The organism is Tardiphaga sp. (assembly GCF_028290495.1).
Classification (GTDB): domain Bacteria; phylum Pseudomonadota; class Alphaproteobacteria; order Rhizobiales; family Xanthobacteraceae; genus Tardiphaga.
Genome location: NZ_JAQGJT010000134.1, coordinates 19,047 through 33,605, shown reverse-complemented (window position 1 = coordinate 33,605; position 14,559 = coordinate 19,047). Strand labels below are relative to the sequence as shown.

General features: G+C 57.9%; 12 protein-coding genes. 6 read left to right on the top strand and 6 right to left on the bottom strand.

Features of this window, described 5'->3' with window-relative positions:
* Positions 1–24: 24 nt before the first annotated feature.
* Together JWQ24_RS20175 and JWQ24_RS20170 are read left to right on the top strand one after the other, a co-directional pair.
* On the top strand, positions 25–1,821 hold the full coding sequence (locus tag JWQ24_RS20175; protein ID WP_299811907.1) for a thiamine pyrophosphate-binding protein: 1,797 nt from the start codon (positions 25–27) through the stop codon (positions 1,819–1,821).
* Positions 1,822–1,886: 65 nt separating this feature from the next.
* The gene (locus JWQ24_RS20170) at positions 1,887–2,660 is read left to right on the top strand and encodes a TylF/MycF/NovP-related O-methyltransferase (RefSeq protein ID WP_299811906.1); all 774 of its coding nucleotides are present in this window, start codon (positions 1,887–1,889) and stop codon (positions 2,658–2,660) included.
* Positions 2,661–2,752: 92 nt separating this feature from the next.
* Here the strand turns inward: JWQ24_RS20170 and rfbH are convergent, their stop codons facing one another.
* Entirely contained in the window at positions 2,753–4,075 is a 1,323-nt protein-coding gene (gene rfbH, locus JWQ24_RS20165; RefSeq protein ID WP_299811904.1) for a lipopolysaccharide biosynthesis protein RfbH, read from the bottom strand.
* Positions 4,076–4,430: 355 nt separating this feature from the next.
* Between rfbH and JWQ24_RS20160 the strand changes: the two genes are divergently transcribed.
* From JWQ24_RS20160 to JWQ24_RS20145, 4 genes are all read left to right on the top strand, one after another.
* A complete protein-coding gene (locus tag JWQ24_RS20160) occupies positions 4,431–5,501 on the top strand; it encodes an NAD-dependent epimerase/dehydratase family protein (RefSeq protein WP_299811902.1) in 1,071 nt (356 codons plus the stop codon).
* A 96-nt stretch (positions 5,502–5,597) separates the two neighbouring features.
* Positions 5,598–5,975 (top strand): GtrA family protein, encoded by a 378-nt coding sequence (locus JWQ24_RS20155; RefSeq protein WP_299811900.1) that lies wholly within the window; start codon positions 5,598–5,600, stop codon positions 5,973–5,975.
* Between the two features lie 17 nt (positions 5,976–5,992).
* Complete coding sequence (locus tag JWQ24_RS20150) at positions 5,993–6,931, top strand: glycosyltransferase family 2 protein (RefSeq protein ID WP_299811898.1); 939 nt, start codon at positions 5,993–5,995, stop codon at positions 6,929–6,931.
* A 156-nt stretch (positions 6,932–7,087) separates the two neighbouring features.
* On the top strand, positions 7,088–8,056 hold the full coding sequence (locus JWQ24_RS20145) for an FkbM family methyltransferase (protein WP_299811896.1): 969 nt from the start codon (positions 7,088–7,090) through the stop codon (positions 8,054–8,056).
* A gap of 68 nt (positions 8,057–8,124) precedes the next feature.
* Here JWQ24_RS20145 and JWQ24_RS20140 read toward each other — a convergent pair whose 3' ends face one another.
* From JWQ24_RS20140 to JWQ24_RS20120, 5 genes are all read right to left on the bottom strand, one after another.
* Positions 8,125–8,832 carry a WbqC family protein gene (locus tag JWQ24_RS20140; RefSeq protein WP_299811894.1) on the bottom strand — a complete coding sequence of 236 codons (708 nt, stop codon included), beginning with the start codon at positions 8,830–8,832 and terminating at the stop codon, positions 8,125–8,127.
* 56 nt (positions 8,833–8,888) lie between these two features.
* Entirely contained in the window at positions 8,889–9,917 is a 1,029-nt protein-coding gene (locus JWQ24_RS20135) for a glycosyltransferase family 2 protein (RefSeq protein ID WP_299811892.1), read from the bottom strand.
* A 45-nt stretch (positions 9,918–9,962) separates the two neighbouring features.
* A complete protein-coding gene (locus JWQ24_RS20130; RefSeq protein ID WP_299811890.1) occupies positions 9,963–10,832 on the bottom strand; it encodes a hypothetical protein in 870 nt (289 codons plus the stop codon).
* A gap of 92 nt (positions 10,833–10,924) precedes the next feature.
* Positions 10,925–12,175 (bottom strand): hypothetical protein, encoded by a 1,251-nt coding sequence (locus JWQ24_RS20125; protein ID WP_299811888.1) that lies wholly within the window; start codon positions 12,173–12,175, stop codon positions 10,925–10,927.
* A gap of 211 nt (positions 12,176–12,386) precedes the next feature.
* Positions 12,387–14,021, bottom strand: coding sequence for a hypothetical protein (locus JWQ24_RS20120; RefSeq protein ID WP_299811886.1), 1,635 nt, complete (start codon positions 14,019–14,021; stop codon positions 12,387–12,389).
* Between the last annotated feature and the right edge of the window lie 538 nt (positions 14,022–14,559).

The following is a 14,559-nucleotide window of genomic DNA, read 5'->3' as shown; positions in this document are numbered from 1 at the left end:
CTTAACGCCAACCTGGATTACGTCATGACGATCAAGCTTTCCGACTGGGTTGCCCAAAAACTCGTTGATGAAGGCATTCAGCACGTCTTCATGGTGACCGGCGGCGGCGCGATGCATCTGAACCACTCGCTCGGCAGCCACAGTGAGCTGGAGTGCGTGTTCAACCATCACGAACAGGCCTGCGCGATGGCAGCCGAGAGCTATTTCCGCGTCAATAACAAGCTTGCAGTCGTGAACGTGACGTCGGGCCCCGGCGGCACCAACGCCATCACGGGCATCTACGGCGCCTATGCCGACTCCATCGGTTGCGTCGTGCTCTCGGGCCAGGTCAAACTGGAAACGACCGTGCAGAGCACCGGCATGCCGCTGCGCCAGTACGGCGATCAGGAACTCGATATCGAGAAGATGATTCGCCCCATCACCAAATACAGCGTGATGCTCACCGACCCCACCACCATTCGCTATCATCTCGAGAAAGCGCTGTATCTGGCCAAGACCGGCCGTCCCGGCCCATGCTGGCTGGATATCCCGCTCGACATCCAGGCCGCGCGCATCGACCCGGACGCGCTCGCCGGCTTCGATCCAGCCGAACTCAACGAGCCCTGGAAGGGGCGCGACCTCACCGCGGACTGCGATATCATTCTCGACCGGCTGGCAAAGGCCGAACGACCGGTGATCTATGCCGGCAACGGCATCAATCTCAGCGGCCAGCAGGCCGCGTTTCTGAAGCTGGTCGACAAGCTCGGCATTCCCGTCGTGACCGGCTTCAATGCCCACGACACGATCTGGAACGAACACCCCTGCCACGCCGGCCGTCCCGGGACAATTGGCGATCGCGCCGGCAACTTCGTCGCCCAGAATTCCGACTGCCTGCTCATTCTGGGAACGCGGCTCAATATCCGCCAGATCAGCTACAACTGGAAATCCTTCGCGCGCCAGGCCTTCAAGATCTGGGTCGATGTCGATGGGCTTGAACTGGCACGTCCCAATATCCAGGCCGATATGCCTGTCGTCGCCGATCTCAAGGACCTGATCCCTGCCCTCGCCGCCCGCCCCTACCCCGGCGCGACCGACGGCCACAAATCCTGGCTGGCATGGGCGGTCGAACGCAAGACGCGGTTTCCGGTGGTGCTCGAAGAGTATTGGACCAACAAGGTCGTCAATCCCTACTGCTTCATGGACAGCCTGTTCGACAACCTTCCGGAGGGGCGCATCGTCGTTGCCGCCAATGCGACCGCCTGCATTACCAGCTTCCAGGCCAGCAAGCTCAAGCCAGGCCAGCGGCTGTGGTCGAATTCCGGCGCTGCCAGCATGGGATACGATCTGCCGGCGGCGATCGGGGCTTGCAAGGCGTCTGGCGATCAGCCGATCATCTGCCTCGCGGGCGACGGCAGCATCATGATGAACCTGCAGGAATTGCAGACCATCGTCAGCAACCAAATGCCGATCAAGATCTTCCTGCTCAACAACAGCGGCTACGTTTCAATCTTTCAGACTCAGCGCAACTTCTTCAAGGGCGACGAGATTGGTGCCGGCCCGAAGAGCGGCGTGCAGTTTCCGAACTTCGAACCGCTGATGAAGGCATTCGGATTGCCTTACGTGCGCTGTAACCGGCATGACGACCTTGCCTCCTCGATCCAGGCGACGCTCGCCGCGAATGGCCCGGCGGTGTGTGAAGTCATCCTCGACGAAAACCAGCCATTTGCGCCGAAGCTCAGCTCCAAGCAGATGCCAGACGGAACGATCGTGTCTCCGGAACTGGAAGACATGGCGCCGTTCCTGAGCCGTGAGGAACTTGCTGAGAACATGCTGATAAAATAAATCGCCGGATTATCGCCCCTTGTTAATTTGCACCGTCAACGTCCTCGAACCGAAAGACATCAAACATGACGACTTCGCTCAACAAGGTCGAGGGAGAGTTTACGCAGCGACCCGGCGGCGAGTCCGAGGCGGATAGCCGGCTCAACGCATTCGCCAAGGAGCGCTATGCGAGCGGCGGCTTCGGGTCGCAGTGGAACTATCACTCCACGGTATTTCTGAAGCGCCAGGTGCTCTCGCGCTTGCTGTATCAGGACATGCTGTACAAGAAGATCCTGGACGTGCCGGGCGTGATCTGTGAGTTCGGCGTGCATTGGGGCGCCACGATCTCGCAGCTCATCAACCTTCGCGGCATGTACGAGCCGTTCAATCATTCGCGCACCATCTTCGGCTTCGACACCTTCGAGGGCTTCCCCGGCGTCGATGCGAAGGACGGCGGCTTTTCCGAGAGCGGCGACTATTCGACGAGCAAGGGCTATGAGACGCAGCTCGATGAGCTTCTCACGCTGCACGAATCCTTTTCGCCGGTTTCGCACATCAAGAAGTTCGAGCTGATCAAGGGCGATGTGAACAACACGCTGCCGGTCTGGACCAAAGCCAATCCGCACGCGATCATTTCGATGGCCATCTTCGATATGGATATCTACGCGCCGACCAAGTTCGCGCTTGAAACCATCCTGCCCCGCCTGACAAAGGGCTCGCTGCTGGTATTCGACGAGCTCAACTGCAGGCACTTCCCCGGCGAGACGACCGCCGTCATGGAGGTACTCGGCCTCAACAAGCTGCGCCTGCAGCGTTACGCGCATCAGCCGTACTGCGCTTTCGCCGTCTACGAAGGTTGACGCTCAACTTGCCATCGCACTCAGATTAAAGAAAAGGCCGCCAGAGTTGGCGGCCTTTTTGTTGGGTAAGTTATGTCGAAACAGACCGGTGACTAACCGACCTTACGATCGAAGAAGGCGTGCAGCTTCTCGACGACGAAGCTCAAATGCGGTTCGTCCAGCGCGGGGAACACGCCGAGCCAGAAGGTGCGCTCCATGATGATGTCGGTATTGGTGAGATCACCAACGACGCGGTAGTTCAGGTCCTTGAAATACGGCTGCCGGATGAGGTTGCCGGCGAACAGCAGGCGCGAGCCGATCTTGTGGCTCTCGAGATACTCCTGCAGGTCCTTGCGGCTCTTGCTCAATCCCTCGCGCAGCGTGATCGGGAAACCAAACCATGAGGGATCGCTGTTCGGCGTCGCTTCGGGCAAGATCAGCAGATCCTCAAGCGACTTCAGATGCGTCTTGAGGAAGGCGAAATTGTCCTTGCGCTTCTGCACGAAGAAGTCGAGCCGGTCCATCTGCGCCAGCGCGCACGCCGCCTGCATGTCGGTGATCTTCATATTATAGCCGACATGCGAATAGGTATATTTGTGGTCGTATCCCGCAGGGAGATCGCCGAGTTTCCACTTGAAGCGACGGCCGCAGGTGTTGTCGCAGCCCGGCTCGCAATAGCAGTCACGTCCCCAGTCGCGGATCGACATGATGATCTTGCGCAGATATTCGTCGTCCGTGTAGACCGCGCCGCCCTCGCCCATCGTGATGTGGTGGGCCGGATAGAAGCTGACCGTGCCGATGTCGCCGAACGTGCCGCACATCTTGCCGTCGTAGCGCGATCCCAGCGCGTCACAGCAGTCCTCGACGAGCCAGAGATTGTGCTTCTTGGCGATCGCGGTGATCGCACTGAGGTTGAACGGATTGCCGAGCGTATGCGCGATCATGATGGCGCGCGTCCGATCGGAAATCGCGGCTTCGACGCGCGAGACGTCGATGTTGTAGGTCGGGATGTCGACGTCGACGAACACGGGGATCAGCCCGTTCTGTATCGTCGGGTTGACGGTCGTCGGGAATCCTGCGGCGACAGTGATCACTTCGTCGCCCGGCTTGATCTGGCGATCGCGCAGTTTCGGAGATGTCAGCGACGTCATCGCCAGCAGGTTCGCCGAAGATCCGGATACCGTGGTCAGCGCATGCTGGCGACCGATATAGCCGGCGAGCCTGGCTTCGAATTCGGCGTTGAACCGGCCGGTCGTCAGCCAGCCGTCCAGGCAGGCATCGACCATAAACCGGATTTCCTTGGCGCCAATGACCTTGCCGGCCGGAGGGATCACCGAATTGCCGGGGGAGAATTCGCGCGCGGCAAAAGCCTGCTCGGCGTATTCCTCAACGAGCGACAAAATGCTCTGACGAAGAGGATTTGCTTCCTGCTTCATAAAAAACCTTTTATGTGTGAGCTGATCTGCGGATCGCCTCAGTCAACTCATGGTCCACTGGGGCGCGGCTCGACTTGAGCAATTTCGAGGCCAATACGGCAGCGTATCGACGTCACCGCTTTTATCATAGTATTTGTACCAGTCCAGTGCCCGACGATAGGCTAAGTACTGGGTTTTTGTGGGTATTTTCACGATCACGCGCGGCAAGAAACCGCTTGAGCAGGTAGTATTTCCTGATATCGTCGCGACGCTGCAGGGGAGCGCCTGCCCCTTGGTCCGGCTCGCTCGAACGTCAATGCATCGACATAACGAGCCATCCCCGCCAGTAGAACCAGTATTCGACGGGAGACCATTGATGACGGCGGCCACGCGCCCAGGCAGCACGATTTCGCGCTCATGGTCTTTTCAGCAGGATCTAGACGACATTCTCATCCGCATGGATCACTTGTGGCCCGATCTCCGGGGTGCGCGATTGTTCATGACGGGTGGAACAGGCTTTATCGGATGCTGGCTGCTGGAGGCGCTTCGTCACGCCAACATCGCCCACCAACTGGGTCTGCATGTAACGATCCTGACTCGGAACCCCGGTGATTTTTCCCGCAAGGCCCCGCACCTCACCGCTTACGAACATTTTCGGTTCCTTCAAGGCAATGTCGCGGAGTTCCCCATTCCTGATGGCGACTTCTCGCACGTGATCCACGCCGCGACCGACGCCAGCGCCGATCTCAACGACAACAATCCGCGCCTGATGTTCGAGACCATCATGCAGGGAACCCGACGGACCCTCGACGTTGCAGTAGAGAAAAAAGCCGAGCGGACACTGTTTCTGTCATCCGGCGCCGTCTATGGGCAACAGCCTTGGGAGATGGAGTGCGTCGGCGAGGATTGGCTGGGAGCACTGGATTGCACAAACGCGAAGAACGCGTATGGCGAGGGCAAGCGCGGAGCCGAGATGCTCTGCGCCATCTACCGAAAGCAATTCGGCGTGCATATCACGACGGCACGTATTTTTTCGCTTCTCGGGCCACACCTCCCGCTCGGCGTGCATTTTGCAGCCGGGAATTTCATTCTCGATGCCATGCAGGGCAAGACGGTCGTCGTTCAGGGCGACGGACGTCCGCACCGCTCGTACTTATATACATCCGATCTCACCGTCTGGCTGCTACACTTGCTACTGCGCGGAAAGCCAGTTTCCTACAACGTAGGCTCCGATGAATCGGTCTCGATCGCCGATCTCGCCCGGCTTGTCTCCCAGACCATCGGAAATGGCCAGTTCGAAATCCTCGGCAAATCGGATTCCGGATGGAACCCCGGCCGATACGTGCCGAAGACCGAACTTGTAGGCAACGAACTGGACCTGTACAGAACCGTATCCCTGACAGAAGCGATACGCCGTACGGCTACGTGGAACGGCTGGAGGGGATGAGTTGGCAGCCAGACCCGTCAGGTTGCCAAGTCGGAGCCGAACCTGTTTGACACGGAAAGCGATGGTCTGCTCCAAATGATAAGCAAGAAACCTATATTGTTCCTGCTCGTCGGAGGCGCCAATACAGTGTTCGGCTACTTCTCGACACTATCGATCTATTTCCTGCTTTCGCCCCGGATCCATACTTTTTTCATTGGCGTGATTGCGACCCTGCTCAACATCACCGTGTCATTCCCCAGCAACAAACTTCTGGTGTTCCGCACCAAGGGCCGCTGGCTGAGTGAATATCTGAGAAGCTATCTGGTTTATGGCCCGATCGGACTACTGGGGGCGACGGCGCTCACATGGCTGGTTGACGGATTGCACGTCAACATCTGGCTTGCACAGGGCTCCATCATGGCAGCCGTTGCTGTGTTTTCCTACTTCGGGCATTCGAAGTTCACATTTGGCCGTCCGGCGAAGCAACCACGGTAGTCACCAGCGAGCGTGATATGAATCAGTCAGACCTCATCACCATTGTCACCCCCTGCTACAACGAAGAGGGTAATGTCGACGAATTGTACCGCCGCATCCGCGCGGTCACAGCCGGTCTGGACAAGTACCACTTCGAGATCATCTTCATCGACAATGCATCGGAAGACGGCACCGTCGCAAAGCTGCGGGCACTCGCGATCACCGACCCGTTGTTGAAGATCATTATCAACACCCGGAACTTCGGTCATATACGATCGCCCTACCACGGCCTGCTTCAGGGCAGCGGCAAAGCCACGATCTACCTCGCGTCAGACCTTCAGGACCCGCCGGAGCTCATTCCCGAATTCATTCGCGCCTGGGAGTTGGGCTTCAAGCTGGTGATGGCGATCAAGCCCGTGAGCAAGGGCAATGCCCTGACCCACTGGCTGCGCAAGAGCTACTACCAGGTCCTCGACGGCATCTCCGACGTTTCGCTGCTCAAGGACGCCACGGGCTTCGGGCTGTACGACGAGGCGGTCCTGGTGCAGTTGCGCAAGATCGACGATCCCTACCCCTACATGCGCGGGCTTATTTGCGAACTCGGGTACCCCGTCAAGACGATTCCGTTCGAGCAGCCGCGTCGCCTCCGCGGGATTTCAAAGAACAATCTGTACAGCCTGTACGACATCGCGATGCTGGGCATCGTCAGTCACTCCAAGGTTCCGATCCGCATCGCCGCCTTTTGCGGCTTTGTTCTCGGCTTCTGCAGCGTACTGGCCGCGGTCATCTTCCTGTTGCTGAAACTCGCGTTCTGGGATTCATTCCCGCTGGGCATCGCCCCGATCGTGATCGGCGTTTTCTTTCTGTTCGGCATTCAGTTGCTATTCATCGGGATCATCGGTGAATATATCGGCTCGATCCACACCTACGTGCAACGAAGGCCGGCTGTCGTCGAACGCGAGAGAGTCAATTTCTGACCTGCGGCAAAGCCTCCCAACCGGCTACGGCCATTCCGCCCTCCTGCTCCGCGAAGCACTCACAGGCCGACTTGTACAGCACGATTCCGGAGGCCCCGGTTGCAGTGCTGTTTGGTTGTCGGTAAAGTCGTATCCAGAAAATAGGACGTTATATTGATGTCGGGCACCTCGATGCGCGAGAGCGTGAAAAGAAAAATCCGCGCCGTCATTCCGCTTCCGCTCATTCTGGTCGTATTCAACCAGCTGACCAGCCTCAAATGGCGCTCACGCGGTTTCAAAATCAGCTCCGACAGCAGCTGCTACCGAATTCAAAAAGACCAGCGACAGATCCGACTGGCAAAATCTCAAGCGATCTACCTCAACGATACGCTCGAGCATTTCGATTTCTACTTCGCCGGCGTCGAACCCATTCATGCCAACGGCATGGAGATCGTCGATTACTCGCTGCCGCACTGGCACGTCGTCAAAGGATTCGATCTGTTCCCGGTATACTTCCCCGCGGTCGCCGAGCCGATGCTGACGACTGCGCAGTACGTTGAATTCGCCGCATTCACCCCGGGCAGCGTCGTCATCGATCTCGGCGCCTATTCCGGCCTGACCAGCATCGTCTTCGATCAGGCGCTGCATGGCGACGGACGCGTGATCGCCCTGGAGGCCGACAAGCTGAATTCTGCGGCCTGCAAAAAGAACTTCGCGCTCTACACGAAGTTTTCCGGAAGAACGGTCGATCTGGTCGAAGCCGCCGTCTGGAGAGACAATAACGGCATCTCGTTCTCGTCCGAAGGCAGCATGGGAAGCTCGGCGGTCGATATCGTCGGCACCGGCAGAGGCGAACACACCAAGGTGTCGTCGATCACCCTCGAACGCCTCGTGCAACAGTTCAATCTTGACCGGGTCGATTTCATCAAGTGCGATATCGAAGGGGGCGAAGTGGCCATCTTCGATCAGCCGGAATTCTTCGCGCGTTTTAAGCCGAAGATTGTAATTGAGTGCCACGACCTGCAAGGCGCGAACACCTCGACCATTTGCGAAGCAGTGCTCGGCAAGTTCGGCTACACTTTCCAGCTCGTCGAGCAGCACGGCTATCCGCTGCCGTTGCTGATGTGTACGCCCGGCCACGGGTGACCATCCAAGTAGGCCTCCGGAGCGCAGCGTCGCCGACGGCCGTCACGACGCCGGATATCGCGTCATCGTCAGGGAGTGTCGAGAAAGCTCTCGCGATCCCGTAACGACTTCAAATGCAGACGCGAAGCGCTGCCGCAATTGAACAGCAGATCCATCACACTGACATGATGATCGAAGCTCGGCTGCGCCTGGCTGTATTCGGGATAGCCGGTGTAGTTAGCATAGCGCAATGCGACGCCCGCCTGTGTGAACCGCTGGGGATCGATATAGGCGCGTGCGGCCGGCCCTGAGATATAGGTGTCGGCCCCGCGAGCGATGCAGATTTCAACGAGACGATCGGTGGCAGTCTCCGTACGCTTGGGGATGGCTTCGCCGCGTGAGAACACGGTGGGCAGATCCAATCGCTGTGCAATGGCGCGCACCAGGACCTCATTCACCTCGGTGAGCAGCCGGAGTGGCGCCACCTGCAAATAAAGGGCTTCGAGGATCGGAGCCCACTCCGCGAAATGCGCGCTGTTGCGATAGCTGTGACGCAACGTATTCCAGTGCCGCAACGACCATTTGGGGTCAGCGATCTCGGTCAGGTTGATCGGCTGGAAATACTTCCCGGCGACCGTCACCGGCACCGTCAGCCACTGCGTCGCATTGTTGGCGACAATCCTGTTGCGGTTGCGCCAGTCTGAACGGGTGTACTGAACCTCATCAAACAGGACGATTTCGTCCGAGGCGGCGATGATGTCGAAATAGCCCTTCCAGGGCATATAATTCGACTGCATGATCGCAACAGTCTTGCCGGTTCTAGTGCCCACCGTCGCCCCCTACAGCCACTCTATTAACGCCACGCGCCTGACAACCGATGTGATAGATATCGCCACCCCCTGCGGAAATCGCCATTCAGCCCCCGGCCAAACAGCGTCACCGCCGCACCCCATCCGATCGCCAGCCGCCTCGGCAGCGCCAGGACAGGATAAAGCAGGATCCAGAAAATAATACGGTCGTGGAAACGCGACCTCAAATAGGCGGCCTGTTGGTCCAGGTCTGCCGTGGAGGCGATCCGCAGTCGCATCAGATAGAACGGCAGGAACCCGATGATCATCCTTGTCTCGATCTCGCGAACGGCGTCGCTCGTCAGGCCCTTTGCGCGATACTGATCCAGGATGTTTCCAAACTCCTGGACAAAAATACGGGAGAAACTGTAACCGCCGGAGTTGTTGCGCTTGCAAGCAATCTTGTAAGCGTTGACGTAAAGATTGGACGTGGCACGCAAGGCGATTTCGATCACCAGATGAACCTGGACCAGATTGCTGCCGCAATAAATGTTCGCGTCGATATCCGGCATCAACGCTTTCTGCATGACGTTGGAAGATATCAACGTCATTCGCGAGTTGACGGCCGCGAGAAAGGCGGAGGGATCGCTGAACCCGATCGCATCGCCGCCTTCACCGGGAAACTCCTTGCGGAAGTCGTCCTCGAAGCCATAGGCGCGAAGGCAGACCACACCATGCCTGCGGGGCTCCAGCACGTTCAGCAACCAGGCCAGGCAACCGTCGACGAGCAGGTCATCGTCTCCCAGGATCAGCACATAATCGCCGCGGGCCAGATTGTAGCACTGCGCGATGTTCGCGTCGGAGCCGACATTCTCGCCGTTGAGGATCAGGCGAATGTCCAGACCAGCGGCCTGCGCCGCACCGACCACCGCCACCGTCTGATCGGTGCTGCCGTTGTCGCTGACCAGGATTTCCACCCGGCCGGACTCGACCACCGCCATTTCCAGACGAAGCTGCTCAAGCGTCTGCTGCAGATAGTCACAGCGATTCCAGGTCGGAATCGCAATCGTCAGAACCGGTTGCGTCAAAGCCACATCGCCCTTCTCACCAACCGGCGACGAACGAACCCCAGGAGCGGGTCAATCAACTTCCGACGCCAACAACCTCGCGCGCCGCGTGGCGAACTCCTGCCAAACGCGCAACGCGAGAAATACGAATATCATTACTGCGATCGCGCCGGATATAGGGGCCAGGAAAGCCCAGGCCTTTCGGGGGGTCGAGACCGCCGGTTCGAACAGAACCATCGTCTTTCGGGTGTCCTGCGAAAGAATGGCAAGCCTTCCCTCATATGCGGTCAACTCGACATCCAGCGCGCGCTTCTCGGACATCAGTTTTGCTGCAAGCAACACAGCATCGGAAGTATCGGATTGCTGTCCAGGCGCGAGCTTCGCGAACTTGCGGTCGAGTTCTTCATCTGACTTCCGAAGCACCGCGAGTTGTTCTTGCAACAACTCGCCTCGCCCCTTCATGGCGCGCATAAAGGGTTCAAGCAGCTTCGCATGCTCTTCGATGATCTGTTCCGACGCTGCGCGCGCCGCGGCCCTGGCGACATCCGACGAAAGCGAGGATATGCGAAGCTCGATCAGATTTGGCAGGCCCTGCGCGGGCGCGCGAAGCGAGCGAACCGAAAGCATGCCGCGTCCGCCGTATTGACGCGCCGGCAAAGTTTCCACGAGTTCCGCCAGCCCGGTCCGCTGCGCGATCGACGACGCGAAGGCCGGCGAGCGCACCCGCTCGGCGAACGCCGAAGGATCTTCGAGAAAGGCCGGGTCAAGCTTGACCTGTTGCCCGATCGTTCCGGAAGAAATGCCCTGCTGGACCTGTCCTATGCTGACGATGAAAGTCGCATGACTGAACGAAAGCACCAAGAGCCAAGCGGCACAGCCGATCAATGCGCCTAAGACGCCGCCGATCACGACGAGCGTCCACTGCCTTCTGACGTCGATCATCACCTCACTCGAATGCGTCAAGATATCCAGCCTTCCGTCAATTAAAGTAATCCTATAGAGGACTTTTGGGGCCCATTCTAGCGCACAGATGACTAGGCCGGATGACGGTCAACACCGAGAGCTTCGGGAACATCTCGTTTGGACTCACGACGACGTTCGACCGGCACAAACCGTTCAATGATTTCAAACGTCAAAATTACGAGCAGCGCCAGGTTGAGCGGCGGGCGCACGAATACGCCAAGTGCAAGGCTCCACTCGACGACCACGGACTGGCCGGAAAGATAAACGTCCTGCAACCCGATGTCCTGTTTTAACAGGCTCACAATATCCAGGGGGGCGAACATCGTTAACACGATCCCCAGATAGAGCTTCCTATACCGCATCTTCATCAAGATCGGTACGAGAGGAAGATAAAAAATGAACGAGTAGCCGCCGACCCAGGTCCCTAAATTCGAAATAATCGCTATCGACACGACCACAACGATCTGTAGCGGAAGCGCCCTGGCGAACCACAGCCCCCCCAGGGAGATCGCCAGAACCATCCATTTCAAGGCCTCCAGCGTCGTTGCCAGCACTCCCGCTTCAACCCCCCGAAGACCAATTCCCCCACCCTGCGCAATGACAGCGCGCAGCACTTGGGCATAGTGCGAAAGGGTCGATGGAAGGCTGAGCATTTCCCGCACGGAAAACAGCGCATCCTCCTGCGAGAAGTTCAGAACGTTGGGCACGAAAAACATAAAGTTTTCGTCGAGCAGAATTCCTGACAGGAGGAAAATAGCGCCGGCCGCAAGGGTAGTAATCAATGCATATTCAAAACGTCGCACCAGAAAAAAGGCGAAAATGATAATGGCGAAGTATGGCTTGATATTAATCAGGATTGCGACAGCGATACAACACAGCGTGCCTGTGGCCGCAACAGCAAGGGCCAATACCGGCAACGCCAGCAAAATCAGATTCCCACGCTCAAGCGTGAAAAGCATCGGCGAAGCAAACACGATCGCCAAGAAAATAGGTATTATTTCCCGCGCGGAGAATACGCGCCACAACCGGCTGCGGAGCATCAAAAAGGGAATTGCCGCGTAGCCGACAAACAGCCAGACAGGATACTTGCCTGCATCCGCACGTAATTCGAAGGCGTTCGCAGCCTCTCGACTGCTCGTAATCAAATACTTGATCGGCTGAAGAAACAAGAAGTTGATAGGAGGATATACCGACCCCCAAGTGGTGTAGACGCCCATGTTGTCCGACCAGAACATGGGATGAAACAAATCCATGTACGTGTCGTTTTTATCGTAGACGAACGGCGCAGGAAGGTAGCCGGTTTGCTTGAACTGAAACCACATATACAGCGCCGAAACAATTTGGACGGCGCAGAACAACCGTAGAAACGTCAACCTTCGCGAATTTTGGCTGTCCGGTTCCAACAATCTATTCTTCCGTTTCAACGATTGCAGCGATTCGAACATAGGCCGAGAATAGGACCGATATATTCGTTAATGGCCGCGATGAACAGCCGTTGATTTCCTGCCACAGCCCGGATTTTCCTTTCAGGCGTCACCCCGCGGCAGGAAGCTTGAGGCAACAAATCCCATCTTTCTCGAACTCGGGTACGAAGCCCCACCCCTTCATCAGCTGGCAGCTCGTAACAATGGCTGACGCCGACACCCGGCGGAGCACTCGGTTCAACGACGCAGCGTCGGCTTCGTTTGGCGGCACGGCGAAACCAAGGTAGGTGAACGGAATGAGGTGCGGATATTGTTTCATCCCATCGAAAGTCCGATCGTCAATGACGATGCCCGTATCCTTGATACCGATGTTGCACCTTCCGGCCGCTTCACCAATGCGCATGCGGGCCGCCTTCCAGTCGGTCTGCAACCGGATCGATGGCCCGGCCCAACCTCCTGCGAACTTCCGATCGATCTCCTGCGAGAGAAAGCCCGATGCCACACAGAGGACCAGGCTGGCGACACCGAGCGGCCAGAGAAACAACCTGCCCTTCCCTCGAATACCCGACAACGCCATGGTGTTCAGCATCACCAGCATGAAGTGGACGTAAAAGCACCGGTAGAACGCCGTCGGGACATCGTAAATCAGCAGCGCGAGATGGCCGGCGATACCGAGGCACAGATAGAGCGATGGCTCGCGCAGCAATCCAGCCAGACGTTCGTGACGTGAACCGACGCTCCCCAGCGCCAGCCTGAGGCTACCGACGCCAAGCACAATCATCACGACAAAAGCCAGCAGGAGATTGAGCAAAACGGCAGATACGATACCCGCATTCAGAACAGCGAGCGCGCCTCCTGATCCCGCCGGATCAAATCCCGGCAGATAGTTGATGTCGTATTTTGTATTGAACCCGAAAATGCCCGCATAACGCGGCAGCTTGTTCAGAAGATAGGTTTCGACGCCCGGCCAGCCTTCCTGCCGCGCCAGGCCGGTCAATTCCATCTTGGCGAAGACAGGCGCAATGGAGGGGAATTCAGGGCAATTGACTTTCGCTGTTGCCAACGACGCCGTAGCGCCAACCAACATCGCCACGGCACACAGCCCCGCCAGCCCGCGCATCGCCAGCGACGGCGTGCGTAACGCAATAGCGAGAACCAGCAAGAGCAGGATCGGCAAAAGGATCAGGGCTTGCTGATGAACGAAGACAGCCATCAACGCGAGGCACGTCGTGACAACCAGATAAGTACCGGAAATCAGGGGGCTGGGATGGCGCCGGATCACCACCCCATATCCGGCCACGCAAGCCACGCCGAGAAAGAACAACGGCGCTTCACCACGAGACAGGATCACGCCGGAGCCAACGACACCGATCAGTGCTGCTGCCGTCATGAGAGCGGCTGCTATGGCATCGCGGCGAATCGTCACCAGCAGCGTGGTCAAGAGGGCCAACATCACTCCCACGACCTGGGGATACCGCACCATCGACCATCCCGCCCCGGAATCGATGACCGACAGAGCGTAGGCGACAGGACGAAAAATCACCGGGATTTCTCGCGCATTGCTCAGGCAAGGCAACAGGCCATAGGCCATAGCGCCGTCAGCGAGATAGCGCGCCCGCAACAAACGAAACGCGATTTCGTCGGGATAAAGCGGCATTTTCAGCCACTGGGAAAGATAAAACAGCGCCGCACCACACACGATGACGCACGCCGCCCAACATTGACGCTGGCGCGAAATCAACATGCGGCGCGACCCATCAAGCTACGATTCGCAAACGCACGCCGGATCACTATCGCGCTGGCCTGCCGCGCGGCGAAATCGCCAGCGGACATGAGGCCCGAAACATTCCGCATTTATATCAAAAGCCGTTGAACTGGTCACGTGCCCGAGATCTCGAGCACTTCACAAGGATGCAGTTATCCTCAACATTCATTCGGGCCGCCTGAGCAATACAGTTTCGGACACGGTCAAAGCGGGGAAGAAAATCCGGTCCCGTCAGGACGCGTTGCGCAACTCAGTGGCTAGCCGTGATTCAAGCGAGCCGCAATGGCGCGACGGGTAGAAATTTCCGTGCATTGCCAGCGCCAATAAATAACTGATATTGCAGACTTATTCGCAAGCCCCAAATTCCGTACCGCATGCCGCGCGCATTGCCTCCAACACCTTGCGTCCTTGCACGATCGAATCACAGATTGCCATTACCGGAAATAAAACGGCACTTCGCTGCCAACTGCTGCGGTACCCGGCGATTCTTGATAGCAGACCACCGCATTAATACACT

Bases quoted from the DNA above. Each gene is read 5' to 3' on its own strand.
- JWQ24_RS20175 (WP_299811907.1), top strand. From the start codon at position 25: ATGACGATCAAGCTTTCCGACTGGGTTGCCCAAAAACTCGTTGATGAA.
- JWQ24_RS20170 (WP_299811906.1), top strand. From the start codon at position 1,887: ATGACGACTTCGCTCAACAAGGTCGAGGGAGAGTTTACGCAGCGACCC.
- rfbH (WP_299811904.1), bottom strand. From the start codon at position 4,075: ATGAAGCAGGAAGCAAATCCTCTTCGTCAGAGCATTTTGTCGCTCGTT.
- JWQ24_RS20160 (WP_299811902.1), top strand. From the start codon at position 4,431: ATGACGGCGGCCACGCGCCCAGGCAGCACGATTTCGCGCTCATGGTCT.
- JWQ24_RS20150 (WP_299811898.1), top strand. From the start codon at position 5,993: ATGAATCAGTCAGACCTCATCACCATTGTCACCCCCTGCTACAACGAA.
- JWQ24_RS20145 (WP_299811896.1), top strand. From the start codon at position 7,088: ATGTCGGGCACCTCGATGCGCGAGAGCGTGAAAAGAAAAATCCGCGCC.
- JWQ24_RS20140 (WP_299811894.1), bottom strand. From the start codon at position 8,832: ATGCAGTCGAATTATATGCCCTGGAAGGGCTATTTCGACATCATCGCC.
- JWQ24_RS20130 (WP_299811890.1), bottom strand. From the start codon at position 10,832: ATGATCGACGTCAGAAGGCAGTGGACGCTCGTCGTGATCGGCGGCGTC.
- JWQ24_RS20125 (WP_299811888.1), bottom strand. From the start codon at position 12,175: ATGTGGTTTCAGTTCAAGCAAACCGGCTACCTTCCTGCGCCGTTCGTC.
- JWQ24_RS20120 (WP_299811886.1), bottom strand. From the start codon at position 14,021: ATGTTGATTTCGCGCCAGCGTCAATGTTGGGCGGCGTGCGTCATCGTG.